Here is a 24,779-nt window from a genome sequence, read left to right as displayed (position 1 = left end):
GAACAGAAGTCAAGTATTGATCGGAGGAATGCTGGACGGGCGGACGCCAGTCGCGATATACATCGGATGTCTGGAGCGTCAGAGCCACGCCCGCCCCGGACACCCGCCACCGGGAGCCCACCACCGGGAACCCGTTCCAGGGAACCCATCCCGTTCGCGGCGGCCGGGCCGCACGGCCGAGAACCGAGGAGCCACACGTGACCCCGCAGCACCCGAACGGCGTGAGCCGGCCCACCCGGCCCACGCCACGGACCCCACACGTCGTCACCGAGCTCGCGACGGCCGACATCCGCTTCCCGACCTCCCGGGAACTCGACGGGTCCGACGCGATGAACCCGGACCCCGACTACTCGGCGGCCTACGTCGTGCTCCGCACCGACGCCGGCGACGGCCACGAGGGCCACGGCTTCTCCTTCACGATCGGCCGCGGCAACGACGTACAGGTCGCCGCGATCGACGCGCTGCGCCCCCACGTGGTCGGCCGCCCGCTCGACGACCTGCTCGACGACCTCGGCGCGTTCTCCCGGTCCCTGGTCGGCGACAGCCAGTTCCGCTGGCTGGGCCCGGAGAAGGGCATCATGCACATGGCCATCTCCGCCGTCGTCAACGCCGCGTGGGACCTCAAGGCCAAGCGTGCCGGCAAACCCCTGTGGCAGCTGCTCGCCGACCTGACGCCGGAACAGATCGTCGACCTCGTCGACTTCCGCTACCTCGGCGACGCGCTCACCCGCGAGGACGCGCTGGAGATCCTGCGCCGCGCCGAACCCACCCGCGCCGAACGCGCCCGGGCGCTGCGCCGCGACGGGTATCCCGCGTACACGACCTCGCCCGGATGGCTGGGCTACGACGACGACAAACTCGCCCGGTTGTGCCGCGAGGCCGTCGCCGAAGGCTTCACCCAGATCAAGCTCAAGGTCGGCGCCGACCCGGCCGACGACATCCGCCGCTGCCGGATCGCCCGGGAGAGCGTCGGCCCGGACATCCGCATCGCGGTGGACGCCAACCAGCGCTGGGAGGTCGACGAGGCGATCGATCGGATGCGCTCGCTCGCCGAGTTCGACCCACACTGGATCGAGGAACCGACCAGCCCGGACGAGGTGTTGGGGCACGCGGCGATCCGCAAGGCGATCGCCCCGGTCAAGGTCGCCACCGGCGAGCACGTGCAGAACCGGATCGTCTTCAAGCAACTGCTCCAGGCGCAGGCGATCGACTTCGTGCAGATCGACGCCTGCCGGGTCGGCGGCGTCAACGAGAACATCGCGATCCTGCTGCTCGCCGCCAAATTCGACGTCCCGGTGTGCCCGCACGCCGGCGGCGTGGGCCTGTGCGAACTCGTCCAGCACCTGTCGATGTTCGACTACGTCGCGGTCAGCGGTCGGATCGACGACCGGGTCATCGAGTACGTCGACCACCTGCACGAGCATTTCGTCGACCCGGTCGTGATCGTCGACGGGAACTACCGGGCGCCTACCGGGCCCGGCTTCTCCGCGACCATGAAACCCGCCTCGATCGCCCGATTCCGCCACCCCGACGGCGAGTTCTGGGTCGCCGACCGCGCCGCACAGGCGCTTCCCGTGGAGGTGTCCGCGTGAGCAACCCGCCCGCACCGGTTTCCACCCCGTCCGGGGACTTCGCCGGCCGCACCGCCCTGGTCACCGGCGGCGCGTCCGGGATCGGCCTGGCCACCGCCCGGATGCTGACCGCCCGCGGCGCGCGCGTGGCGATACTCGACCGCGACCCCGCCGCCCTCGCCGGTGACCGGGAACTGCCCGCGTTCACCGCCGACGTCACCGACGACGCCTCGGTCACCGCGGCCGTCCGGGCCGCCGCCGAACTCCTCGGCGGCCTGGACATCGTGGTCAACAACGCCGGCATCGGCGCGGCCGGCACCGTCGCCGACAACGACGACGCCGAGTGGCACCGGGTGCTGGACGTCAACGTCGTCGGCCTGGTCCGGGTCACCCGCGCCGCGCTGCCGTACCTGCGCGTTTCCGCACACGCGGCCGTCGTCAACACCTGCTCGATCGCCGCGACCGCGGGTCTGCCGCAACGCGCGCTGTACTCCGCCTCCAAGGGTGCGGTGCTGGCGCTCACCCTCGCGATGGCGGCCGACCACGTGCGGGAAGGCATCCGGGTGAACTGCGTCAATCCCGGTACCGCCGACACGCCCTGGGTCGGCCGACTGCTGGACGCGGCCGACGACCCCGCACGCGAGCGGGCGGCCCTGGCCGCGCGCCAGCCGATGGGTCGGCTCGTCGGCGCCGACGAGGTCGCGTTCGCGATCTGCTCGCTGGCGAGTCCCCTGGCCGCCTCCACCACCGGCACCTCGCTCGCCGTCGACGGCGGCATGCAGGGCCTGCGGCTGCGGCCGGAGTAACGCCCCATCGCGAAGACGCCGGGATCGTGGAGTCCGGGCAGGCGAAGCGTCCACTTCGCCTGCCCGGCCGCACGCCCGTCCACCGGACAAGGAGCATCGTTCGTGGAAAGCAATCGCATCGGCGACACGCGCGTCGTCGCGACCTCGATCGGCCTGGGCGCGGCGGCGTTCGGCAACCTGTACACGGCCGGCACCGACGCCCAGGCGCGCGCGAGCGTCGAGGCCGCGTGGGCGGCCGGGATCCGCTGCTTCGACACCGCCCCGCACTACGGCGTGGGCCTGTCCGAGACGCGGCTCGGCGCCGCCCTGCGCGGATACCCGCGCGACGCGTACACGCTCTCCACCAAGGTCGGCCGCCTCCTGGTCGACGACCCGGCCGCGCCCACCGCCGCGGAGGGGTTCGTCGACACGCCGCACCGGCGCCGCGTACGCGACTACTCCGCCGACGGCGTGCGGCGCAGCCTCGAATCCAGCCTGGAACGCCTGGGGTTGGACCGGATCGACATCGCCCTCGTGCACGACCCCGACGACCACTGGGAGCAGGCCGCGCACGAGGCCGTGCCCGCCCTGGTGGCACTGCGCGAGCAGGGCGTCGTGGGCGCGATCGGGGTCGGGATGAACCAGTCCGCGATGCTCGATCGATTCGTCGCCGAAACCGACGTGGACTGCGTACTGCTCGCCGGCCGGTACACCCTGCTCGACCGCAGCGGCGGCCCGTTGCTCGACCACTGTGCGAAGCGCGGCGTCTCGGTACTGGCGGGCGGGGTGTTCAACAGCGGTCTGCTCGCCGACCCGCGTCCCGGCGCCCACTTCGACTACGCACCTGCCGACGCCGACGTGCTCGCCCGCGCGCTGCGGCTGAAGGCGATCTGCGCGGGCTACGACGTGCCACTGCGCGCCGCGGCGATCGGCTTCGCCGCGGCACACCCCGCGGTCGCCACCGTCCTGGTCGGCGCCCGCAGCCCGGAGGAGGCGGCCGACACGGTCGCGATGGGAGAGTGGGACGTCCCGGCGGCCCTGTGGGCCGACCTCGCCGCCGCGACCTGAGACCGACTCGCCCCGCACTGGGGCAGGGCGAGCCGACGGGCCCGTTTCCCCACCGGGGAAACGGGCCCCGCCGCACGGTGCCACGTGCTCAGGTATGCCGCGTCGAACGCCCAGGGCGCGTCGCTCGTGCGCGACCGCGCCCCCGGTGGCGACTCCGGCTCCGGAATCACCACCGGGGGCGCGGTCGTGAGGTCACAGGCTCCAGATCAGCGGCAGGCTCGCGTCGGCCCCTTCGGCCGAGTAGTCGTGCGCGACCTCGGTCAACTCGCCCATCCGGGCCTGCCATTCGATGTTGACCGGCAAGTCGGCAAGGGACGCGAGCAGTGCGGCGTAGTCGTCGCACTCGATCAGGTGGAACAGGTCCCGGCCGCTGCGCCAGATGTTCCACTCGTGGGCGCCGCCCGCCTTGATCGCCGCGATCAAGGGCTCCGGTACCTCGCGGTGGGCTTGCTCGTACTCGCTCTCGCGGCCCGCTGCGAGTCGGGTGTGCAGGGCTACGCGCATGGCTTCGAACTCCTTGGTGTCGGTGGTGATTCGACGGCGCGTCGCTGGGTCCGACGTGGTCGGATCACAGGTATCCCGTGAGGGCGGCGCGGCGTCAAGTCTTGACACCGTACCGATCATGACGTTTCAGTGGTCCTATCAATTCGAGGGAATGTTCACAGAAATTCTGGCAATTCGGGCTTAATATCTTGAGTGACCCGATGAATGACGGTCGGGTGTGGGAGATTTACGAGATCGGGAGGGGCGTTTTCGTGAAAGATCCGCGTGCAGGAGCTCCCGGTGTCGCGCGCCCCGAGCGCGGCGTCGTGCCGCGCGTTCGTGTGGAGGCGGTGTGAAGGTTCCCGTCCGAGTCGACGCGCACCACCACCTGTGGGATACCGACGAACGCGAGTACGGCTGGATGGACGGTCCCTGGGCCGATCCGCTGCGCGGTCGATTCGGGTCGGCCGAACTCGCGGCAGCCGTACCGAACCCGGGTGAGATCGCGACCATCGCGGTCCAGGCGGTCACGGACACCGCGGAGAGCGCCGAACTCCTGGCCGTGGCGGCCGATCCGACCACGCCGGTCGTCGCGGTGGTCGGCTGGGTGGACCTGACCGCACCCGACGTCGCCGATCGGGTGGCCGAGTTGCGTGCCGGACCGGGTGGCGAGCGCCTGGTCGGGATCCGGCACCTGGTACAGGACGAGCCGGACCCCCGATGGCTGCTGCGACCGGATGTGGGCCGCGCACTGGCCGCGTTGACGCGCGCCGGCATCGTGTACGACCTGCTCGTCAAGCCGGCCCAGTTGGCCGCCGCGTGCCGAGTCGTCCGCGAGCATCCGGAACAGTCCTTCGTGCTGGACCACATCGGCAAGCCCGATATCGGCGCGGGCGCCGCTGCCTGGGAGCCCTGGGCCGCCGCGCTGCACGAGATCGCCGCGTTGCCCAACGTCGCGGTCAAGCTGTCCGGCATCGTGACCGAGGCCGACTGGCGGGCGTGGACGGTCGAACAGGTGCTTCCCTACGCACGCCACGCGTTGGAGATGTTCGGCCCCGAACGCACCATGTTCGGCTCGGACTGGCCGGTGTGCACACTCGCGGCGTCGTACGACGACGTCCTCTCGCTCGCGGAGCGCACCTGCGTCGGCCTGTCGGCCGCCGAGCGGGATCGCGTCTTCGGCGCCACCGCCCGGGCCGTGTACGGCTTCCGAGGGTTCGACCGAGGCGGTGGGGGAGGGCGGTGAAGTGCGCGCCGTATCGGACCTCGTCCCCGGTCGCCGAGTGCGGAGGATACGGTGGGCGGCCAAGCGCGCGACGATGGGAGCGGACATGGCGAATCGACCCGGACTTCCGGAAGACCTCGACGCTCCCGAGCAGTTGTGGACGCGCGCCGCCGCCTCGGTGTTGCTCGCACTCACCAAGAGCCCCCGATTTCCCTCCAACTATGCGCACGAGGAGGGCGAACTCGGGTTCTGGCACTCCAACGGCGCGTGGACACTGGTGCTGCGACCGGATGGGCGGGCCCTGCTGTACGGCCAGGACGTCGACTGCAGCGATACGACCTATGCGGGGGACGAGCCCGTGGATCTGTTGGCGGGCGCGCCTTCCTGGCTGCCGGTCGAGATGTTGCGGCCATTGATCGACGGCTACGAACTGGGCTACCTCTACTGGTGGGAACCCGGCTCGCTCGCGTGGGGACGCGCGTCCTATCCGGACTTCGTCCAGGACGACGGACTGGCGGCCTCCTTCGACGCCACGCCCGGCGTGCTCGACGCCGAGGAGTTGCCCGGGGTCTTCGACGAGTGCGGTTACCGGGACCGGGAGGTCAACGCGCGCTTCCTCGGCCGCGTACTCGCGCGCGACCTGGACGGCGCGGTGCTCGCGGAGCTGATGAACTCCGATCCGGGAGCGGGCACCGACGACCACGACGCGCTGCACGCGGGAGCGTTGGCCTGGGCCGGGAAACTCGGTGTCGGCGGGGACGGCTCGACGACCACCGGAGACGGGATCGGCTGACCCCACCGGTTCGCGCCGAAGCGGCCGTTCGGCGAAGCGGATGCGGCCGGTCGGCGGGGCACGGTCGAGGGGAACGCCGGTCGGACCGATCCGGTTGCAATGGCTTGTCCCACGTCGGCTTCGACCGGGTGGGGCGAATGCGGGAGGTGATCCAGGAAAGGTTCCGGGCTCCCTACGAGGAGCCCAGGCCTGGCTCCAGGCCAAGGGCAGCAAGTACGGCTGGTGCCGGATGTACGACAACGAGGCGTGGCACTTCGAGTACAACGCCTCCTGCACCTCCGGCTGCCCGAAGCGCCTCCCAGCGCGCTGGACTCGTAACGGCGCGAGCTCCTTGTCGTCGGCGACGGGCCGGGCCGGGGGCGGGGTACCGAGATCGGGCCCGCCGCCCGCGCCGGTCCGGCGATCGGGGTTCTCACGCGATGGTCAGGACGTGGTCGCTGATCAGGTGTGTCGCTCCGACGACGCCCGCGGCGCCGCCCAGTTCGGACAGCACGATGGGCAGGTTCTCCGTCGCCAGGGGCAACGACTGGCGATACACGACGCTGCGGATCTCGGCGAGCAGCGGGTGGCCGAGTCCGGCCACACCGCCCCCGATGATCACCATCGCGGGGTTGAAGAAGCTCACGAGCGCGGCGATCACCCGGCCGAGTCGGGCGGCGCCCTCACGCACGATGGTCACCGCGCCGGGGTCGCCGGCGGTGACCGCGTCGCCGACGTCGCGGGCGGAGAGGGGCCCGTTCTCGGCGGACCTGCGGGCGAGGAAGGGAGAGGCGCCCGACGCGGCCGCCGCTTCGGCCTCACGGGCCAGGGCCCAGCCGGAGAAGTAGGACTCCAGGCAGCCGGTGTTGCCGCACACGCACATCGGTCCGGACTCGTCGAGTCGGATGTGGCCGATGTCGCCGGCGCTGCCGGAGACGCCTCGGTAGATCCGGCCGCCGACGACGATGCCGCACCCGATACCCGTACCGATCTTGACCAGCAGGAGATCGTCGATCGACCGGGCGACGCCGGCGTGGCGTTCCCCCAGGGCCATGATGTTCACGTCGTTGTCCACCAGGACGGGACAGTCCAGTCGTCGGCCGACCACATCCCGGATCGGGAAACGGTCCCAGCCGGGCATGATCGGTGGGATCACCGGCATGCCCTCACGAAAGCTCACCGGTCCCGGGACGCCGATGCCCACTCCGTGGACTCGTGGGAACGGGTCGTCCTCGCGCAGTTTGTCGACGAGCGCGAATACCCGGTCGAGCACCGCCGCGGGGCCGCCGCGCACGTCGCACGGCTCGGTCAGATGGCCGAGCACTTCCAATTCGCCGTTGGTGACGGCGACATCGATCGACGTCGCGCCGATGTCGACGCCGACGAACCGCGTGGCGGATGCGATACGTACGATGCCCGAGCGTCGCCCGCCACGCGAGGCCGCGAGTCCGGCCGGCTCCACCAGGCCCAATTCGACGAGCCGATCGATCTCGACGGCCAGTTTGGAGCGTGAGATCTGCACGGCGTCGCCGAGTTCGCTCCGCGACCGCGGCCCGTGGTCGCGCAACAACTCCAGCAGGTGCGCCTGGTGACGGTTCTCCGGTCCGAACTGCGTTTCCATGGCCTCGTCCCCCTCGTGATCCGGTGGGATCACATCGTCCACGTCCCGCGACGATCCCGCCGAGGCAGCCGAGCCTTTCCCCGGGTCGTCACGGGTGACGGGCACGTGGTGACCGGCACTGGACTTTTGTCCTGGTTTTCCGTCGTTCGCGTGGCGCATCATCAACTTTTTCCATTTCGATAACAAAGTTGTGCCGACGGTACCGCGAAGGCCGCGACCCCGTCGGAACGGGGCCGCGACTTCGGGGCGAGCCGGCGCGCGTCATCGCGAACCGTTACTGCTTTGAGGGTATTACGCCCTGTTCAGGCGGCGATCACCCTTCGATGTCGGCGATCACCCGATTCGCATCGCGGGTGATCACCGTGCGCACATCCACGTTCGGGACCACCTTCGGGTCGGCGACGAGGGTCTTGAGTTTGCCGAGTTCGGCCATCGCCCGGTCGTCCCGGCCCTGCGCCTCGGCCACCCGGGCCTTCTCGATCTGTCGGGTGAGCTTGGTCCTGGCCGTCGCGGACAACCATCCCGTGCCGCGGAAACGGTCGACGAGGTTCTGCATGTCGCGCATCGACGTGGTCACCGTGAAGCGGACCGCGGTCGTCGTCGTGTTGCCCGCGTTGTCCGCCGCCGAGACGTCGACCGTGTGCTGCCCCAGGCTCAGGGCGAACAACGGTTGAACGGTGCCGGAGGTGAAGGGCTTCGCGTCGAGCGTGCCCGCGAGCGTCTTGACACCCGAGGTCGGATCGATCGCCTCCCAACTCACCCGCACGTCCTGCGCGTCGCCATAGACCGCGCCGTCGGCGACCCCCGCGACCAACAGCACGGGCTTGGTCCCGTCGATCTTGATCGTCGCGGCCTTCTCCGGCTCGACGAGTCCGGCCCGGTCGACACCGCGGTAGCGCAGCACGTGCTCCCCGTCGCCGGACACCGACACCGGGCTGTCCGAGTAGGGCGTCCAGGCGCCGCCGTCCAGCGCGAATTCGATTCCCGCGAGCTTCGAGGACGCGTCGACGGCGCTCAGCGTGACGGGTATCGCTCCCCGGTGCCAGCCGCTGTCTCCCGGCGCCGCGAATCCCGCCGTGGTCAACGGAGCCGTGGCGTCGACCTTGACCACCAGTTCCCGGCCCTCCTCGGTGTTGCCCGCCTTGTCCTTCGAGCGGTACCGAAGCTTGTGTTCGCCGTCGCCGCTGACGCTCACCGGGGTTCCGTCGTACGCGGCCCACCCGGCGCCGTCCAGGTCGTACTCGGTGGAAGCGACCCCGGACCCACCCGCCTCGTCGACGCCGGCGAGCGTCACGTTGACGGGAGCCGCCGTGTACCAACCGTCCTTGCCGGTGGGCTGCGCCGGATCGGGCGTCGCGTTGGTCACCGGTGCCTGGGCGTCCGTGGCGACCCTGGTGAACCTCCAGTTCTGGTTGGCCGCGCCGTTGCAGGTCCACTGCACGACCTTGGCGCCGTCCTGCGTGCCGACGCCGGCGACGTCCGCACACAGCTTGCTCGTGACGTTGGCCAGCGCGAATGTGCCGGCACTGGCGCTCACCGTGGGCTTCCAGTGTTGGTTGCCGCCGTTGTTGCACGTGTACTGCACGAGTTGCACGTCGAGTTGGGTGGACCAGCCGGGGACCTCCAGGCACTTGCCGTCGATCGCCGACTTGATCGTGTACGAGCCGTCACCGACCGGGTCGACCTGCCACTTCTGTTCCTTGCCGGCGCCCGATGCCTGTTGCACGATCGGCGCGGACTCGGCCGACGAGGCCCCCTGCACGGCCATGTTCTTGCCGCTGTGCTCGGCCGTCAGGGTGTACAGGCCCGCCTGGATTTCGCCGGTGACCACCTCGGGATCGAACAGGACCGCGTCCAGGTCGTAGGCGTGGTTCGTCGGCGTCTTGAACACCACGTAGAGCTTGTGCGTTCCGGCGAGCGCGGTGAGTGGCACGCCGGGGGTGATCCGGTAGTCGTTCCAGCCGCCGGTGGCCGGTACGGGTGTGCTGCCCAGAAGCGTTCCGGTGGGAGAGTCCGCGCGCAACTCGATGGACCCGCCGCCCGTGGGCGAGGACAGCCGGTAGCGAAGCGACTTGGTGCCGGCCAGGTTCGCCGGGTCGAACATGATCCAGTCGTTGTCGCTGATGTCGCCGAGGCGTTTGCCGTTCTCCGCGCCCGGCTCGTTGATCAGCCGGGTCCCGGACTGTGCGGTGAAGTACTCGGCCTGCTTGTGCCGGGGGTGGAGCATGGCGCGGGTGTGCGAGGTCAGCGGGGGTGCGCCGGAGGCGCCCTTGTCGGTGTACTTGGCACTGACGATGTAGTAGAGGTTGGCGCCTTCGGGGTGCCCGCCCAGGTCGCCGGTGTCGATGGTGCCTTCGCAGCCGGGGATGTCGGTGGTGTGGTGCGCGTGGTCGTCGTGTCCCAGTGCGGGGTTGACGACGACCTCGGCGCAGTCGATCGCTCCGTCCTCGGGATCGGTGACCGTGACCTTGTAGGGCACGCGGTCGCCGAATTCGATGAAGCCGCCGTCGGCCGGGAGGTCCAGCTTGATCGTGGGCGCGGTGTTGCCCACGGTGACGGACACGTTGGCGAAGCCGGTGTCACCGGTGGTGTTGGTGACCTTCAGTTGCGCGTTGAAGGCGCCGACGGCGGTGTAGACGTGGGTGGGGTTCGGGTCGGTGGAGTCGACGGTGCCGTCGCTCTCGAAGTCCCACGCGTAGGTGATCGGGATGTTGCCCGGATCGTGCGTACCGTTGCTGGAGAACGCGACCGTCAGCGGTGCCGGGCCGTTGGTCGGCGTTCCCTTCGCCACGGCGACCGGCTGGCGCCGGCCCTGCGTGTAGTCGATGCGGTAGAGACCGGAGTCGTCGTTCCCGCCGCCGAAACCCCTGCCCCAGTCGAGCACGTACATCGAGCCGTCGGGGCCGAAGGTCATGTCCATCGGCTTGGCGAGCTGCGCCGTCGGCAGGAAGTCGTTGACCTGTAGAAGACCACCCGACGCGTCGGAACGAATCTCCTTGACGAACCCGCGTGCCCATTCGTAGAAGAACTCCGCGCCGTCGTAGTAGGCCGGGAACTTCGTGGTCGAGGGGTTGTTGGGGTCGTAGCGGTAGACGGGGCCGGCCATCGGCGCGCTGCCGCCGTTGCCCATCTCGGGGAATTCGGGGGAGGTGCCGTAGCCGTACCAGATCTGCGGCATTTGCACGGCCGGGAGCCGGGTCAGTCCGGTGTTGTTGGGCGAGGGGTTCGTGGGGGCGGCGCAGTCGAACTTCGGTCCCACGGCGCCGTTGTCGGGGTTGTAGGGGGCGTAGGGCTGGTTGTCGCCGTGGCAGAAGGGCCAGCCGAAGTTGCCGGGCTGTGCGATGACGTTGTACTCGACCAGTCCCTCGGGGCCCCGGTCGGTGGTGGGCAGGCCGCGGTCGGGGCCGTAGTCGGCCACGTGCAGCCGGCCGGTGCCCTGGTCGACGCGGAAGCGGAAGGGGTTGCGGAAGCCCATCGCGTAGATCTCGGGCCGGGTCCTGTCCGTGCCCGGGGCGAACAGGTTCCCGGTGGGGATGTCGTATCCGCCGTCGGCCCCGGGCCTGATCCGCAGGATCTTGCCGCGCAGGTCGTTGGTGTTGCCCGCGGTGCGCGCCGCGTCGAGCATGGATTTGCCCGGTCGCCAGTCCAGGGGTGCGTAGCCCTGCCACGCCGGATCGAGGTTGGGCGGGGTGTCGTCGCCGGTGCCCAGGTAGAGACTGCCGTCGGGGCCGAAGTCGAGGGCGCCGCCGGTGTGTCCGGGTTCGGGGAAGGTCCGGTCGCGGTACGCGGGGACCTCGATGACGGTCTTCTCGCTCGCGGGGTCGATGGTGTCGCCGGTGACGGTGAACCGGGAGAGTCGGTTGACGTCCGTGGCGGCGTTCCTGGGCGAGTGGTAGAGGTAGATCCACTTGTTCTGTGCGAAGCCGGGATCCAGGACCATGCCGACGAGGCCGTCCTCGCCGCCCGTGTACACGTCGAGCCTGGCGGCGGTGACCGTGCTGTGCGTGTCCGGCTTGTAGACCTTCACCTCGCCGGCGCGCTGGATGTAGAACACCCGCCCGTCCGGGGCCACGTCCAACTGCATCGGATCGACGGTGTTCTCGTCGAGGGCGACCTTCTCGAAACTGCTCCACACCGTCGGCCCGCAGTCGCCGGGGACGTTGCCCGCCGCCCACTTGAGGCCGCCGATGATGTGCCTGCGCAGATCGGGTTCCGCGTAGGAGGAGGCGGTGTGGCCCATGGCCGTGGCCCAGACCCGGCCGCCCTCGGCGTTGCGACACCACGAGATCGGGTGGTCGGCGCCCATCCTGGACGGGCCCGGGTCGTAGGTGCTCTCGTCCGCCGTCACCAGGACGTGCACATTGCCCCGGGGGTTCTTGTCGAAGTTGTACCACTCCTCGCTGCGGGACCAGCGCTCCGGCAGGTCCTTGGTCGAGGGGTGCACGCGGTCGGCGACCTTGGCGGTGCCGGGCAGGACCCCCGGCGAGTGGGCGGGCATGTGGGCGCCGCCGTTGACCAGGTTGTCCCACCACGGGAATTCGTTGTCGATGCCCATGTCGGTGGCGTTGTGCAGGGCCACGATGCCCTTGCCGGAGTGGACGTACTTCTGCAGGGCTTGGCGCTGGGCCTCGGTGTCCCAGACCATGCCCGAGTTCTGCAGCATGACGATGACGTCGAAGCCGGCGAGGTTCGCGTCGTTGAAGACGGCGGAGTCGTTGGACTGCACGACCTCGTAGTGGTTCGCCTCGGCCTCGTCCTGGAACATCTTGATGCCGGCCGGGATCGACTCGTGGACGTAGCCGACGGCCTCGGTGAACAGCAGCGCGCGGAACGTGGCGTGTGCCTGGGCCTGGGGAACGGGCGTCAGGGTGAACAGGGCCAGGGCCATCGCGAGGACGGCACCGAGTGATCGCACGGATCGGGAGGCGGGTAGGGGACGGGGTGGACCGATCGAGCGCATGGGTTCTCCTCGTTTCGCACAGGGGTGCGCTGCTCGTGCCGCGCGGGTCGCGGGCGAGCGGGACGGTGCGAGGGTTTCCGTGGCCGGTTGGTCGGACCGGGCGAGGTGCCGTACGGGTCAGAGCGCGGCGAGGGTCGCGCGCAGGAAGGCGATGCCGTCGCGGGCGATGGTGTCCTGGGTGGCCGCGAGGGGTCTCCAGATGGAGGCGGCCACCGCGATCGAGGCGTTGTGCGCGGTGAACGACTCGATGCAGAGCGGACCCTGATGGCCGGCTGCCGCCAGGGCGGTCAGGAAGCCGGGCCAGTCGAGGTGGTCGGTGCCCGGCGTGCCGCGGTCGTTCGCGCACACCTGCACGTGCGCGATCCGGCCCGCCGCCGCTTGGACGGCGCCGACGAGGTCGTGTTCCTCGATGTTCTGGTGGTAGGTGTCCAGGGCGATGCCGACGGCGTCGGCGGGGAGTTCGGCGATGGCTTCCAGGGTTTGCGCGACGGTGTTGAGCACGCTGGTCTCGTACCGGTTGAGGGGTTCGACGGCCAGGAGGACGCCGGCGGAGCGGGCGTGTTCGACGATCGGGGCGAGGCCGTCGCGGAACTCGTCGAGGATGCGGGCGCGTTCGGCCTCGGTCGTGCGCCAGGTGCGGCCGACCGCCGCGTACATGGGGCCGGCGACGACGGGCGCGCCGACCTCGGCGGCGGCGTCGACGCAGCGGCGCAGGTAGTCGCGGGTACGACCCAGGCCGGCCGCGTCGGTGGCGACGAGGTCTCGGCCCGGGGGCATGACGGCGGCGACGGAGGCCGCGGTCAGGTCGTGGTCGAGCAGGATTTCGCGGACCTTGACCGGGTTCCAGTCATGGGGCTGCTCCAGCGGGAGTTCGACCACGTCCGCGCCGAACTCACGGATGCGGGGCGCGAGTCGCAGAAGGTCGCCTTCGGTGAGTGGGGAAGCCCAGATCCAGGTGTTCACACCGAGCGCACGCATGGCGGTGCTCCTTGTCGTCGCGGGATCGAAGAAGCTGCGGGATCGTGACCGATCGGAGTCGGGGCGACGAGACGATCGCCCCGACTCGTTCGACTACTTGCCGCCCCACTTGTCGGGATAGCCGGGCAACGTCTCACAGCCGCACATCGCGTAATGCAGCGGCGGCATGCCGGGCTTGAGGTACTGATCGCGGTTGTCGGCCGTGATGGTGGGTTGCGGAAGCTTCCATTCCTTGGGTACCGGTTCGCCCTTGAGGATCTTCAGAGCCGCGATGATCGGAGTGCGCCACTGGTACGAGGGGTACGTCGGGGCGATCGCGGTGAGGTTCTTCTTCTTCCAGACCTCCAGGAACTGCTGCTGGTCCTCGCCGGTGATCGGCGGGACCTTCTTGCCCGCGTCCTCGAACGCCTCGACGGCCGCGACGGCGGTGTCGCCGGCGTCCATCCAGACGCCGTCGATGGTGCCGTGGCGCTGGATGGCGTCGCTGACGACGGCCTTCGTCTTGGCCGGGTCGCCGTCGGTGAACTTGACGTCGACGACATCGAGTCCGCCCTGCTCCAGCACACGCTTGCCCGCGGCCCAGCGGTTCTCCAGGACGTCGACGCCGGGCAGGATCCGCAGCGCGAGGATCTTCCCGCCGGGCTTGACCTTCTCCTTCAGGAATCGGGCGCCGGTGTCGCCGAAGGCGTAGCCGCCGACGGGGTTGACGAAGGTGACCGGGCAGTCGGTGCTGACGCCTCGGTCGAAGACGACGACCGGGATCTTTCCGCACGCGGCCTTGACGGCCGGGGTGAGCGTGGCGGTGGTGTTGGGCGAGACGATCAGCGCGGAGCAGCCCTTGCCCGCGAGTTCCTGGATGTCGGAGATCTGTTTGTCGTCCTTGCCCTGGGCGTCCAGGACGGTGAACTTGGCGATCTCGGGGTGGGTGGCGGCCTCGGCCTGGATGTTCTTGAGGCCGGTCTGGCGCCAGTTGTTGGCGACGCTCGCGTTGGAGAAGCAGATCTCGTACGGGCCGTCCTTCTTGTACTGCGTGGTGTCGACCATCTGCTGCGGGTCGAGCATCTGCTCCCAGGGCTTGTCCGCGGGGCCTTGCGGAGTCGCCTTCAGAAGCGCCAACTGGCGGTCGTAGTCCGCTTGTACGAAGAACTTCGAGTCGCCGGAGTCGCCCTTGCCGGGGTTCGTTCCGGGGGCGGACGCGCCGGGGACGCCGGGGGCCTTGCTCGCCGACGAGGAGTCGGCCTTGTCACTGGAGCACGACGCCGTGGCCAGTAGGGCGGCTGCGACGGTCAGGCCGACGGACAGTCTGTGTCTCATCGTGATTCTCCTCGGGAGGGTCGGGACAGGAAGGGCAGGTGGGCGGACACGCGGGCGCGGAGCCGGGACCAGTCGACGGCTCCCAGCGCGACGGCGGTGATGACGATGACGCCCTGGACGGTGGTCTCCAGGGCGTTGGAGACCCCGCGCAGGTTGAGCAGGGTGAACAGGGTCTGTAGGGACAGCGCGCCGGCCATCGCCGCGACCACCGAGCCGCTGCCGCCGCCGAGTGCGACGCCGCCGAGGACGACGGCGGTGATGGCCTCGAACTCGTAACCCCGCCCGGCCTGGGCGGAGACCCCGGAGAAGCCGCCGACGAGGATCGCCGCGACCGCGGCGGCCGTGCCGGACAGGACGAACGCGAGTACGCGTACCCGCATCACGCGCACTCCGGCCAGTCCCGCGGCCTCGGCGTTGTCGCCGGTGGCGACCAGGGTGCGGCCGAAGTTCGATCGCATGAGCACGACCGCGACGACACCCACCGCGACGCACACCAGTACGGCCCAGGGCACCGATCCGAAGGCGATGCTGCGGCCGATCCGGCGGAAGTCGTCGGGCAGGATGCCGCTCGGGGAACCCTGGGTCCAGTAGAAGACGGCGCCTTCGAGGATCAGGGTCATGCCGAGTGTCGCGATGAACGAGGGCACCCGCAGCACCGTGGTCACGAGTCCGTTGATCAGGCCGACGAACGCGCCGCCGATGAGCAGCACGGCCACGACGATCGTCCAGTGCGCGCCGGGGAAGGCGTGGTAGGTCTCCGCGGTGACCACGACGCCGACCGTGACGAGCGCGCCCACCGACAGGTCGTAGCCGCCGGAGACGATCACGAGGTACTGGCCGGCGGCGAGGACCACCAGCGGCGCCGAGCGCTTGAGGAACGCGAGGAAGGGATCGGGTCGGAAGAACGTCGGGTCCTCGATGCCCAGTGCGAGCAGCAACACCGCGAGGAGCAGGTACACCGGCGCGCCGGCGCGCAGCGAGGCGGCGAACCGTCGTGCGGGCGTGGCGCGGGCCACGAGGTGCGGATCGGGGGACGCGTGCGGCGCCCGGCGCCGCTTGTCCAGGGTGTCGACCATCACGACGCGACCCCCTTGGTGGTGCCTCGGCGGGCGTAGAGCGCGACCGCGACGATGATGACGACGCCGCGCACCACGTTCTGGAAGAAGGGGTCGACGCCGATCTGGTTGAAGACGCTGTCCAGGACGGCGAGCATCAGCACGCCGCCGATGGTGCCGGTGACCCCGCCGCGGCCGCCCGCGAGCGCGGTGCCGCCGAGCACGACCGCGGCGATGGAGGTGAGGTCGTAGCGCGCCTCGGTGCCGGCCCACGGCGAGCCGGCGCCCAGGCGGGCGGCGAGGAACAGCCCGGCCAGCCCGGCGCATACCGCGCACAACACGTGCGCGGCGATGATCACGCGGTGGGTGCGCACGCCCGACAGGCGGGCGGTCTGTTCGTCGCCGCCGACGGCGTACATGTGATAGCCCAGCCGGGTGCGGCGCAGCACGAACCAGACGGCGACGGCGACGGCCAGGAGCAGGAACGCGGAGACGGGGATCGGGCCCATGCGGTCGAAGCCCAGGCGTTGGAAGGACTCGGGGACCTTGCCGGCGGGTCCGGAGTAGGTGTCCTCGATCCAGCCGCGCAGGATGAAGCCGACGCCGAGGGTGGCGATGAACGCGTTGACCCCCAGTTTGGTGACGATGAGGCCGTTGGCGAGGCCGACCGCGACGGAGAAGGCGAGCACGGCGGCGATCGCGGGGACGATGTTGCCGTCGGAGCCGTCCATGGTCTCGGCGGCGACGAGGGTGGCGATGCTGACCAGGTAGGCGACGGACAGGTCCAGGGAGCCGGTGAGGACGACGACGCTCTGGCCGACGGCGATCAGGCCCAGGACGACGGAGTTCTGCAGGATGCCGACGGTGTTGTCGAGCGTGAGGAAGGAGCCGCCGCGGGCGGTGACGGTGATCCAGCCGAGGAGGATGACCCCCAGCAGGGCCAGGTAGACGACACTGGTGGGGTCGGCGAACCGGCCGGGGAGGGCGGATTTCGCGGTGCGTGTTCGGGGTGCGAGGGCCTGGGTGTTCACGTGGCGGCCCCGGCGGCCACGCGACCGGCGGTGGCGAGGCGCATGATCTCTTCTTCGGTCGGGCCGGCGGGCAGTTCGCCGGCGATCCTGCCTTCGGACATGACGAGCACGCGGTCGCTCATCCCGATCACCTCGGGGAGTTCGGACGAGACCATGAGCACCGCCATGCCCTCGCGTGCCAGTTCGCGGACGAGTTCGTGGATGGCGGCCTTGGCGCCGACGTCGACGCCACGCGTGGGCTCGTCGAAGACGAGCACTCCCGGGCGCACCCCGAGCCACTTGGCGATGACGACCTTCTGTTGGTTGCCGCCGGACAGGTAGCGCACCTGCTGGTCCTCGCCGCGGGCGCGCAGTGCCACGCGGGCCAGCAGATCGGCGACGGGCGGGGCGGGGCGGGCGCGCAACGGGCGGGAGAAGACGGCCCGTTCGACGAGCAGGGTGTTGTCGCGTACGGATTGGCGCAGGGCGAGTCCTTCGCCCTTGCGATCCTCGCTGACGAGCGCGATGCCGGCGCGGATGGCCTCGCGCGGATCACGCGGACGCAGCTCCCTGCCGTCGACGCGCATGGTGCCGGTGGTGAACGGTGTCGCGCCGAACAGGGCTCGGGCCAGCGACGTTCGCCCGGATCCCTGGAGTCCCGCGATGCCCACGACCTGCCCGGCGCGCAGTTCGAGGTCGATGGCGGCCAGCTTGGCGTTTCCGGCTCCGGCGACGGCGAGGCGCACCTTGCCGACGTCCGCGGCGCCGGCGCGTGGGGGGTAGTAGGCGCCGAGTTCGCGGCCGACCATCAGGCGTACGACGGTGTCCTCGTCGGTCGTCGCGGTCGCCAGGGTGGCCACGCGCCGGCCGTCCTTGATCACGGTGACGCGGGTCGACAGGTCGAAGACCTCGCGCAGGCGGTGCGAGATGTACAGGATGCCCAGGCCGCGTCCGGTGAGCCGGCGCACGAGCGCGTAGAGCCGCTCGACCTCGTGGTCGGCGAGTGCGGCGGTGGGCTCGTCCATGATCAGCACGCGGGCGTCGGTGGACAACGCCTTGACGATCTCGACGACCTGCTGCTGAGCAACCGACAGGCGGCGGACGGGCGTTCGCGGGCCGAACGAGGTCTCGGAGAGTTCGGCCAGGAGTCGGGTGGTGGCCTGCTCCATGGCGCCCCGGTCGACCAGGCCGCGCCGAGTGGGTTCGCGACCGAGGAAGACGTTCTCGGCGACCGTGCGTTCCGGCAGGAGGGTGAACTCCTGGTGGATGATCGCGATGCCGGCGGCCTGGGCGCGGGAGGGGTGGGAGAAGGCGACCGGCGTGCCGTCGACGGCGATGGTGCCGGCGTCGGGGGTGTGCACGCCGGCGAGGATCTTCATCAGGGTCGACTTGCCCGCGCCGTTCTCCCCCACGACCGCGTGGACCTCGCCGGCCCCCACGTCGAGGTCGACGTCGTGCAGGACGCGAACACCGGTGAATTCCTTGCGGATTCCGGTTACCGCCAGCAGCGTCATCGAAGACCTCCCACGGATGCGGCGAGCCGACCGGTCGGGATCGGTACCCATCCGTTGCCGCCCTGGGCACTGGTCTCGACGGCCGCCAGGACCCGCTGGATCTGGAGTCCGTCGGCGAAGGTGGGGGTCGGGTCGCGCCCTTCGGTGATCGCGGTGAGCAGGTCCGCCGCCTGGTGCGTGAACGTGTGCTCGTAGCCGAGCAGGTGGCCGGCCGGCCACCAGGCGCCGGCGTAGGGGTGTTCGGGCTCGGTGACCAGGATGCGGCGGAAGCCGGCGGTGCGGGCGTCGTCGGTGCGGTCGGCGAACCACAGTTCGTTCATGGCCTCGAAGTCGAACGCGATGCTGCCGGCCGAGCCGTTCACCTCGATGCGCAGGCTGTTCTTGCGTCCGGTGGCGAAGCGGGTGGCCTCGAACGAGGCCAGGGCGCCGCCGGAGAGCCGGCCGATGAACAGCGCGGCGTCGTCGACGTCGACGTCGCCGTGGACGGCGGTGAGTTCGGCCACCGGGCGTCGGCGGACGAACGTCTCGGTGAGTGCGCTGACTCCGGTGAGGAGTTGGCCGGTGACGAACTGGGCGGTGTCGATGATGTGCGCGCCGATGTCACCGAGCGCGCCGGAGCCGGCCTCGTCCTTGGCGAGCCGCCACACCAGTGGGTGTTGGGGATCGACGATCCAGTCCTGGAGGTACTGGGCACGCACGTGGCGTATCTCGCCCAGGCGTCCCTCCGCGACGAGATCGCGGGCGAGGGTGACGGCGGGTACGCGGCGGTAGTTGAACCCGACCATGGCGCGTACGCCGCGGGTGGCGGCCTCGTCGGCGGCGGCCACCATGGCCTCGGCCTCGGCGACCGTGTTGGCCAGCGGCTTCTCGCACAGGACGTGCTTGCCGGCGGCGAGCGCGGCGACGGCGATCTCGGCGTGTGAGGCGCCGGGGGTGCAGATGTCGACGATCTCGATGTCGTCGCGCTCGATCAGCGCGCGCCAGTCGGTGAGCGCGACGTTCCAGCCCAGGCGTCGCGCGGCGGTCGTCGCCGCGGCGCGGTCCCGTCCGGCGAGGGCGACCATCGTCGGTGCCCGCGCCAGGTCGAAGAAGGCGTTCACGGTGCGCCACGCCTGGGAGTGCGTGCGACCCATGAACGAGTAGCCGACCATGCCGACCCCGATGCCTGTGCTTGCGCTCGGACCGTCGAACTGCGTGGTCACGGATGCGTCCCTTCGGGTTGTCCGGCCCGGACGGCCGGTGCTTGGCCAGGAATGTAGTGGGTTCTTCCTGAGTGAAGAAGAGTTTTCACAGAAGAAATCCAACTTCTTCCAGATGAAGGACAAACTATGTGGTCGTGAAGCTGCCCACGACGACGTGAGCTCATGAAGTCGCGCCACCACACCGGGAGTTGCCGACCCGTGTGCCGGCGACCCGTCGCCTATGCGTTCGCCAGGCCCAGTTCGAGCAGGAGGGCCTTGACCTGGGTCGCGTGCACCGTGTCGCGTTTGGCGGTGGGGTCGCTGCACAGCAGCAGCGGGGCGTCCGCCGCGTCGGTGGGGAGTCGTCCGTGGGTTCCCCGTACCGGGGCGGGGTCGAGCGGGACGACGGCCATGCGGTAGCGCAGCCCGAGCCGCTTGCGGGCCAGGGCCACGCCCGCCTTGAGTTTGACGTGGCGGTCGGCGGGGTCCCAGAACAGTTCGGCCGGGTCGTAGCCGGGTTTGCGGTGGATCTCGACCTGGCGGGCGAAGTCGGGGGCACGCTCGTCGTCGAGCCAGTAGTAGTACGTGAACCATGCCTCGGGTTCGGCGACCACCACCAGGTCGCCGGCCCGGTCGTGCTCGAGCCCGTACTCGCGTCTGCCCTCGGCGTCCAAGACCTCGGCCACGCCCGGTTGTTCCGCCAGCAGGGCGGCGACGCGGGGACGGTCGGCCGGGTCGCGGACGTACACGTGGGCGATCTGGTGGTCGGCCACCGCGAATGCCCGCGAGGTCCACGGGTCCAGGTACTCCATGCCGTCCTGGGTATGCACGCGCAGCAGACTCGCGCGGCGCAGCACACGGTTGACGTCGACGGGCCGGCTTGCGCGGGTGATGCCGTATTCGCTGAGCACGACGACGGTGCAACCGCTCTCGGCGGCCCGGCGCAGGAGTGGGGTCAGCGCGGTGTCGATCTCACGCGCGGCCCGGATCGCCTCGGGGGCATCCGGGCCGTGCCGTTGGAGGTCGTAGTCCAGGTGCGGCAGGTAGGCGAGGGTCAGATCGGGCCGATGCCTGTGCAGCACGTATGCGGTCGCGTCGATGATCCATTGCGAGGAGCGGATGGAGGCGGTCGGTCCCCAGTAGTGGAAGAGGGGGAAAGTGCCCAGGCGGGCAGTGAGTTCATCGTGCAGCTCGGGCGGATCGGTGTAGCAGTCGGGTTCCTTGCGGCCGTCGGAGTAGTAGATCGGCCGGGGGGTGAGCGTCCAGTCGACATCGGCGCCCATGGCGTACCACCAGCCCATGTTGGCGACGGTGTAGTCGGGGCGTACGCGTCGGGCCGCCTCCCAGATCTTCTCGCCCGCCACGAGGCGGTTGTGTTGCCGCCACAGGAGTACCTCGCCGAGTTCGCGGAAGTACCAGCCGTTGCCGACGATGCCGTGCTCGCGCGGGAGGTCGCCGGTGAGGAAGGTGGATTGCACGGAGCAGGTCACCGCGGGCAGCACCGGGTCCAGGCGGGCCTGGAAGCCGCTGTCGGCGATGCGGCGCAGCGCGGGCATGTGGGCGAGCAGGCGGGGGGTGAGTCCGACGACGTTCAGGACCAGCAGGCGGGGCATCAGGTTCCTTTCCTGTCGGCGGGTTTCAGGCCCAGGTCGAGCAGGGCCGCGCGCAGTGCGGCGAGTTCGGCGGCGATACCGGCGACCAGGGCCCGGGGGGTCGGTGGCCCGGTGTCGTCCAGGACCGGCCAGGTGTAGGTCTCGACTTCGATGTGGTCGGTGCGCGCGCGGGGGCCGGCGAACAGACCTTCGAGGGCGCGGTCGAGCACGTCGTGGGTGGCCGTCAGCGGCGCGCGCGGTCGGCCGTGGAGGGGGAGGTGGTAGTGCACGCGCCAGGGTGCGTTGCCGGGTAGGCCGCCGGCGATGGCCTGGGATAGGTCGTCGACCGCGAGCGGTGGGGTGCCGGCCTCGCGGGTCTGGTGGAGGAAGCGTGGTTCGGCGTAGGGGCGGAGGGTGTCGGGGGTGGGTGCCTGGGCGTGGAGGGCGCACGAGGCCTGGGATTTGACCACGGGTATGCCGGCGTTCTCGAGCGTGACCAGGGCCGTGTGCGGATCCTCGAAGCCGACGGCGAGGTGGCACGTGTCGAGGCAGACGCCGATCCGGTCGGGATCGGTGCCGCGCAGTGCGGCGACGGCTTGGTCGGTGGTCTCCAGGACGCAGCCGGGCTCGGGTTCCAGGCCGACGCGGATGCGCCGGCCGTGGCGCGATTCGATGTGTTCGAGGCCGGCGGTGAGGTGGTCGAGGGCGCGTCGGGCGGCGTCGGAGCGTTCGGCCGGCCAAGGCGTGCGCCAGGCGAGCGGCAGCGTGGAAACGCTGCCTCGGGTGGCGTCGTCGGGGAGCAGGTGGGCGAGGATGCGGGCGCAGTCGAGCGTGTACGCCAGACGGGCGGGGTCGGCCCAGTCGGGGCTGTACACGTTGTGTTTGACGACGTCGTGTTGGAAGCCGGTGTAGGGGAAGGCGTTGAGGGTGACCACTTCGAGCCCGCGCAGGGCGAGTTCGCGGCGCAGGCGTTCGATCGCGGCGTGGTCCCGGGTCAGCGCGGTGGCGACGGGGCGGGCGAGCCACAGGCCGACGCCGAGCGTGTCGAGGTCGAGTTCGGTTCGTACGGGTTCGCAGAATCGGCCGAGTTGTTCGAGGACGCCGTCGAGGTCCTCGGCGGCGTGGACGTTGGTGCAGTAGGCGGCGTGGACGAGGGTGCCGTCGTGGTGTCGGAACCTCATGTGCGCGCTCCGCGCAGGATGGAGTTGCCCTCGTGGGTGTCGCCGGGTCGAGCGCGGACGAGAGCGTCCGGGGCGGGGAGGTCGAGGCGGTTGCTCTGGGCGTAGAAGGCGACGGGGTTGCGCCACAGCACGTGGTCGACCTGGTCCGCACTCCAGCCGGCCGCGAGCATGGCGCGGCCGGTGTGCACGGTGGACAGGGGATCGCTGTGCCCCCAGTCGGCGGCGGAGTTGACCACCACGCGGTCGGGGCCGATGGCGCGCAGGACATCCACGACCCGTTGCGGGGTCATCTTGGTGTCGGGGTACACGGAGAAGCCCATCCAGCAGCCGGTGTCCGCGACGAGTTCGACGGTGGTCTCGTTGAGGTGGTCGATCAGGACGCGGCCGGGCTCGATGGCGCTGTCGCGGATCAGGTCGAGGGTGTGCCGGACGCCGGCCGCCTTGTCCCGGTGGGGAGTGTGGATCAGGGCAGGCAGTTCGAACTCGACCGCGAGGGCGAGCTGGTGGGTGAAGGCGTGCTCCTCGGCGTCGGTCATCGAGTCGAAGCCGATCTCGCCCACGGCGACGACGCGGTCCTTGGCGAGGAACTCGGGGAGGAGGTCCAGGACGGGTGCGCAGCGGGGGTCGTTGGCCTCCTTCGGGTTGAGGGCGATGGCGCAGAAGTGCTCGATCGTGTACTGGGCGGCGCGGAACGGCTCCCAGCCCAAAAGGCTCTGGAAGTAGTCGACGAAGGACGCGACGGACGTGCGGGGTTGGCCGAGCCAGAAGGCCGGTTCGACCAGGGCCCGGATGCCGGCGTCGCGCAGGGCGCGGTAGTCGTCCGTGGTGCGCGAGGTCATGTGGATGTGGGGGTCGAAGACGCGCATCGGTGGGGCTCCTCGGCTACGGTGCGAAGGCGGTGGCGATGGGTTCGAGACCGGTGGGCGAGGGTCGACCGGCGGCGGATCGCTCTCGGCCGAGGTCGCGGAGCATGCGGGCGAGTTCGGCGTCGGCGCGTTGGTCCAGGTCGGCGACGGTGGGGGTCGGGGGTAGACCGACGAACAAGCACTTGAGGACTCCGTGCCGCCACGCGGCGGCGTCCAGGACCTGGGCGCAGGGGCCCATCGCGGCGGCGATCAGGCGGTGGTCGTTGGTCCGCAGCGCGTCCTCGACCAGCTCGCGCGCCGATGCCGGGTCGACGTCGGGCAGGTAGGGCAGGGCCCGCAGCACCGCGCGGCGTTCGCACGGGTCGCCGCGGTCGTACAGAGCGCGTACCAGGGCGGTCGGGTCTACGGGCGCGGGGCCGCCGTCACGGCCGCGGGCGACGGCGTGCAGCAGCAGTACGCGCGCGGCGTCGTCGCAGGTCCAGCCCGCGATCCCGGCGAGGTCCGCGCGTCCGCAAACTCGGCCCGCCGCGGCGAATGCGGCGGCCACGCGGGCGGGGTTCGCCGCCGTCCGGGCGGGCCAGTCCCGCCGTTCGGGGCGGACGCCGGCCTCGAACGCCGCGCGCAGTGCGTCGAGGTGCGGTTCGGGCGATCGACGGTCGGCAGCCGGCCGCGTCGCGGTCGATGTATCGGTGTGCGCTTCGCGGTGCCCCGGGTGCCTCATCCGGCGATCTCCTTTTCGACCGCGCGCAGGAAGGCGATCGAGCGGCGGGCGGTCTCGGTGGCGGCGTGGCTGTGGCGTGGCAGTTCGACGCCGACCAGCCCGTCGTAGCCGGTGTCGGCCAAGGCGTGCAGGACGGGCGGGAAGTCGATGTCGCCCTGCCCGAACTCCAGGTGTTCGTGCACGCCGCGGCGCATGTCCTCGATCTGTACGTTGACCAGGTGCGGTCCGGCCCGTGCCACGCAGTCGGGCACCGGTAGCGGCTCCAGGCAGCGGCAGTGCCCGATGTCCAGGGTGAGGCCGAGGTGTTCGGGGCGGCCCAGGCGTCGCCACAGTTCCTCGTAGCGGTCGAGGGTGTCGACGAACATCCCGGGTTCGGGTTCGAAGCCCAGGCTCACGCCCCGTGCGTGCGCTTGCGTCAGGACCCGTGAGCAGCCCGCGGTCAGGCGCTCCCAACAGGCCCGGGGGTCGACGTCGCGGGGAGCCCGGCCGCTCCACAACGACACGACGGGGGCGCCGAGTTCGGCTGCGACGCGCACCGCGCGCTCCAACAGGTCCACGCGTCGGTCCGCCCCGGCGGTGTCGTCGAGCAGGGTGGGGTGGTGCTTGCGCCAGGGGTCGAGGAGGTAGCGTGCGCCGGTCTCGATCACGACCGACAGGCCGAGCCGGTCCAGCCGTGCGGCCACTCCCGCGACGCGCGAGGCCAATCCGGGGGTGAAGGGGTCCAGGTGGTGGTGGTCGAGGGTTAACGCGACCCCGTCGTAGCCGAGGTCGGCGAGTATCTCGAGCGCGTCGCCGATGCGATGGTCGGCGAAACCGTTGGTGCCGTAGGCGATTCTCACGGGGACTTCCTCCTCCGCTGGGGTCGGGTGTGGTTCGGGTCGG

19 protein-coding genes and 1 pseudogene are annotated in these 24,779 nt (G+C 70.7%); 5 read left to right on the top strand and 15 right to left on the bottom strand.

The features are described from left to right. Positions 1 to 197 precede the first annotated feature (197 nt). From ACZ4FV_RS19560 to ACZ4FV_RS19550, 3 genes are all read left to right on the top strand, one after another. Complete coding sequence (locus ACZ4FV_RS19560; RefSeq protein WP_395872442.1) at positions 198 to 1,592, top strand: L-fuconate dehydratase; 1,395 nt, start codon at positions 198 to 200, stop codon at positions 1,590 to 1,592. After that, positions 1,589 to 2,377 carry an SDR family NAD(P)-dependent oxidoreductase gene (locus ACZ4FV_RS19555; RefSeq protein ID WP_395872440.1) on the top strand — a complete coding sequence of 263 codons (789 nt, stop codon included), beginning with the start codon at positions 1,589 to 1,591 and terminating at the stop codon, positions 2,375 to 2,377. The genes ACZ4FV_RS19560 and ACZ4FV_RS19555 overlap by 4 nt, the downstream gene beginning before the upstream one ends. Before the next feature lie 102 nt (positions 2,378 to 2,479). Further along, positions 2,480 to 3,424 carry an aldo/keto reductase gene (locus ACZ4FV_RS19550; RefSeq protein ID WP_395872438.1) on the top strand — a complete coding sequence of 315 codons (945 nt, stop codon included), beginning with the start codon at positions 2,480 to 2,482 and terminating at the stop codon, positions 3,422 to 3,424. A gap of 192 nt (positions 3,425 to 3,616) precedes the next feature. Here the strand turns inward: ACZ4FV_RS19550 and ACZ4FV_RS19545 are convergent, their stop codons facing one another. Beyond that, complete coding sequence (locus ACZ4FV_RS19545; protein WP_395872436.1) at positions 3,617 to 3,928, bottom strand: L-rhamnose mutarotase; 312 nt, start codon at positions 3,926 to 3,928, stop codon at positions 3,617 to 3,619. 331 nt (positions 3,929 to 4,259) lie between these two features. On the opposite strand from ACZ4FV_RS19545, the gene ACZ4FV_RS19540 reads away from it, so the two are divergent. Then, positions 4,260 to 5,153, top strand: coding sequence for an amidohydrolase family protein (locus tag ACZ4FV_RS19540; RefSeq protein WP_402240968.1), 894 nt, complete (start codon positions 4,260 to 4,262; stop codon positions 5,151 to 5,153). Between the two features lie 85 nt (positions 5,154 to 5,238). Then, a complete protein-coding gene (locus ACZ4FV_RS19535) occupies positions 5,239 to 5,925 on the top strand; it encodes a hypothetical protein (protein ID WP_395872433.1) in 687 nt (228 codons plus the stop codon). A gap of 412 nt (positions 5,926 to 6,337) precedes the next feature. On the opposite strand, the gene ACZ4FV_RS19530 is transcribed toward ACZ4FV_RS19535, so the two are convergent. The 14 genes and pseudogenes from ACZ4FV_RS19530 to ACZ4FV_RS19465 form a co-directional block, all read right to left on the bottom strand. Next, positions 6,338 to 7,525 carry an ROK family transcriptional regulator gene (locus ACZ4FV_RS19530; RefSeq protein WP_395872431.1) on the bottom strand — a complete coding sequence of 396 codons (1,188 nt, stop codon included), beginning with the start codon at positions 7,523 to 7,525 and terminating at the stop codon, positions 6,338 to 6,340. 313 nt (positions 7,526 to 7,838) lie between these two features. Next, the gene (locus tag ACZ4FV_RS19525; protein ID WP_465322993.1) at positions 7,839 to 8,819 is read right to left on the bottom strand and encodes an OmpL47-type beta-barrel domain-containing protein; all 981 of its coding nucleotides are present in this window, start codon (positions 8,817 to 8,819) and stop codon (positions 7,839 to 7,841) included. A 93-nt stretch (positions 8,820 to 8,912) separates the two neighbouring features. Further along, positions 8,913 to 12,413 (bottom strand): annotated as a pseudogene (locus tag ACZ4FV_RS19520) (ThuA domain-containing protein); the annotation flags it as partial. Between the two features lie 189 nt (positions 12,414 to 12,602). Further along, complete coding sequence (locus ACZ4FV_RS19515) at positions 12,603 to 13,463, bottom strand: sugar phosphate isomerase/epimerase family protein (protein ID WP_395872430.1); 861 nt, start codon at positions 13,461 to 13,463, stop codon at positions 12,603 to 12,605. 93 nt (positions 13,464 to 13,556) lie between these two features. Then, on the bottom strand, positions 13,557 to 14,777 hold the full coding sequence (locus ACZ4FV_RS19510; RefSeq protein ID WP_395872428.1) for an ABC transporter substrate-binding protein: 1,221 nt from the start codon (positions 14,775 to 14,777) through the stop codon (positions 13,557 to 13,559). Next, positions 14,774 to 15,853 carry an ABC transporter permease gene (locus tag ACZ4FV_RS19505; protein ID WP_402241499.1) on the bottom strand — a complete coding sequence of 360 codons (1,080 nt, stop codon included), beginning with the start codon at positions 15,851 to 15,853 and terminating at the stop codon, positions 14,774 to 14,776. The genes ACZ4FV_RS19510 and ACZ4FV_RS19505 overlap by 4 nt, the downstream gene beginning before the upstream one ends. Then, on the bottom strand, positions 15,853 to 16,863 hold the full coding sequence (locus tag ACZ4FV_RS19500) for an ABC transporter permease (protein ID WP_395872426.1): 1,011 nt from the start codon (positions 16,861 to 16,863) through the stop codon (positions 15,853 to 15,855). The genes ACZ4FV_RS19505 and ACZ4FV_RS19500 overlap by 1 nt, the downstream gene beginning before the upstream one ends. Next, positions 16,860 to 18,356 carry a sugar ABC transporter ATP-binding protein gene (locus ACZ4FV_RS19495; protein ID WP_465322969.1) on the bottom strand — a complete coding sequence of 499 codons (1,497 nt, stop codon included), beginning with the start codon at positions 18,354 to 18,356 and terminating at the stop codon, positions 16,860 to 16,862. The genes ACZ4FV_RS19500 and ACZ4FV_RS19495 overlap by 4 nt, the downstream gene beginning before the upstream one ends. Continuing rightward, a complete protein-coding gene (locus ACZ4FV_RS19490; protein ID WP_465322992.1) occupies positions 18,353 to 19,507 on the bottom strand; it encodes a Gfo/Idh/MocA family protein in 1,155 nt (384 codons plus the stop codon). The genes ACZ4FV_RS19495 and ACZ4FV_RS19490 overlap by 4 nt, the downstream gene beginning before the upstream one ends. A gap of 269 nt (positions 19,508 to 19,776) precedes the next feature. After that, positions 19,777 to 21,150, bottom strand: a complete 1,374-nt coding sequence (locus tag ACZ4FV_RS19485) for an alkaline phosphatase family protein (RefSeq protein WP_465322968.1) — start codon at positions 21,148 to 21,150, stop codon at positions 19,777 to 19,779. Further along, a complete protein-coding gene (eboE, locus tag ACZ4FV_RS19480; protein WP_465322967.1) occupies positions 21,150 to 22,310 on the bottom strand; it encodes a metabolite traffic protein EboE in 1,161 nt (386 codons plus the stop codon). The genes ACZ4FV_RS19485 and eboE overlap by 1 nt, the downstream gene beginning before the upstream one ends. Next, positions 22,307 to 23,176, bottom strand: a complete 870-nt coding sequence (locus ACZ4FV_RS19475) for a TatD family hydrolase (RefSeq protein WP_395872418.1) — start codon at positions 23,174 to 23,176, stop codon at positions 22,307 to 22,309. Before ACZ4FV_RS19475 ends, eboE begins: the two co-directional genes overlap by 4 nt. Before the next feature lie 16 nt (positions 23,177 to 23,192). After that, positions 23,193 to 23,897: an EboA domain-containing protein gene (locus ACZ4FV_RS19470; RefSeq protein WP_395872416.1), complete on the bottom strand. Its 705-nt coding sequence runs from the start codon at positions 23,895 to 23,897 to the stop codon at positions 23,193 to 23,195. Next, the gene (locus tag ACZ4FV_RS19465) at positions 23,894 to 24,736 is read right to left on the bottom strand and encodes a sugar phosphate isomerase/epimerase family protein (protein WP_395872414.1); all 843 of its coding nucleotides are present in this window, start codon (positions 24,734 to 24,736) and stop codon (positions 23,894 to 23,896) included. The genes ACZ4FV_RS19470 and ACZ4FV_RS19465 overlap by 4 nt, the downstream gene beginning before the upstream one ends. Between the last annotated feature and the right edge of the window lie 43 nt (positions 24,737 to 24,779).

It is taken from the genome of Embleya sp. NPDC025285, from assembly GCF_055558835.1.
This window is presented reverse-complemented; position numbering and strand designations above follow the sequence as displayed.

Bases quoted from the DNA above. Each gene is read 5' to 3' on its own strand.
- ACZ4FV_RS19545 (WP_395872436.1), bottom strand. From the start codon at position 3,928: ATGCGCGTAGCCCTGCACACCCGACTCGCAGCGGGCCGCGAGAGCGAG.
- ACZ4FV_RS19535 (WP_395872433.1), top strand. From the start codon at position 5,239: ATGGCGAATCGACCCGGACTTCCGGAAGACCTCGACGCTCCCGAGCAG.
- ACZ4FV_RS19530 (WP_395872431.1), bottom strand. From the start codon at position 7,525: ATGGAAACGCAGTTCGGACCGGAGAACCGTCACCAGGCGCACCTGCTG.
- ACZ4FV_RS19515 (WP_395872430.1), bottom strand. From the start codon at position 13,463: ATGCGTGCGCTCGGTGTGAACACCTGGATCTGGGCTTCCCCACTCACC.
- ACZ4FV_RS19510 (WP_395872428.1), bottom strand. From the start codon at position 14,777: ATGAGACACAGACTGTCCGTCGGCCTGACCGTCGCAGCCGCCCTACTG.
- ACZ4FV_RS19505 (WP_402241499.1), bottom strand. From the start codon at position 15,853: ATGGTCGACACCCTGGACAAGCGGCGCCGGGCGCCGCACGCGTCCCCC.
- ACZ4FV_RS19495 (WP_465322969.1), bottom strand. From the start codon at position 18,356: ATGACGCTGCTGGCGGTAACCGGAATCCGCAAGGAATTCACCGGTGTT.
- ACZ4FV_RS19490 (WP_465322992.1), bottom strand. From the start codon at position 19,507: ATGGTCGGCTACTCGTTCATGGGTCGCACGCACTCCCAGGCGTGGCGC.
- ACZ4FV_RS19485 (WP_465322968.1), bottom strand. From the start codon at position 21,150: ATGCCCCGCCTGCTGGTCCTGAACGTCGTCGGACTCACCCCCCGCCTG.
- eboE (WP_465322967.1), bottom strand. From the start codon at position 22,310: ATGAGGTTCCGACACCACGACGGCACCCTCGTCCACGCCGCCTACTGC.
- ACZ4FV_RS19475 (WP_395872418.1), bottom strand. From the start codon at position 23,176: ATGCGCGTCTTCGACCCCCACATCCACATGACCTCGCGCACCACGGAC.
- ACZ4FV_RS19470 (WP_395872416.1), bottom strand. From the start codon at position 23,897: ATGAGGCACCCGGGGCACCGCGAAGCGCACACCGATACATCGACCGCG.